Raw genomic sequence first — 357 nt, 5'->3', positions numbered from 1 at the left:
CTCACCATCAGCTCATCGACAATTTTCTCGGCGATTCGCCTCGCATCAAGAATATGTATATTCCGCGTTTCATCCCTGTGCTCTTCGACAAAGGCGTCGATGGCGCCAGTTGGGGCAACCTGAGACGAAACCAAATAAATCTCAGTCGCCGAGGGGTGCCGCTGAACGACGTGGGCCAGGTCGTCCTTGGGTTTGTGACCGGCAAAATAAACCTTCTCTACCGAGAACTCGGCCACTGTGCTATCGTTCAACGCTGTAGCGTCCAGCGTTCCGCCGATGGGATTTCCCCTAGTGCTAACGCCGCGTTGAACCAGTTGAATATCGAGCAGTCGGACGAGAAACCGCGTACCAAAAGTC

At 54.1% G+C, this 357-nt stretch carries 1 protein-coding gene; it reads right to left on the bottom strand.

Features of this window, described 5'->3' with window-relative positions; genetic code table 11:
* Window positions 1-236: hypothetical protein (locus tag EN857_RS33630; RefSeq protein WP_135897700.1), on the bottom strand; the 236-nt coding region annotated here is incomplete at its 3' end.
* Window positions 237-357: the final 121 nt, after the last annotated feature.

It is taken from the genome of Mesorhizobium sp. M4B.F.Ca.ET.214.01.1.1, from assembly GCF_004791545.1.
Classification (GTDB): Bacteria; Pseudomonadota; Alphaproteobacteria; order Rhizobiales; family Rhizobiaceae; genus Mesorhizobium; species Mesorhizobium abyssinicae.
The sequence above is the reverse complement of the archived record's forward strand: the minus strand, read 5'-3'. Positions and strand labels throughout refer to the sequence as shown.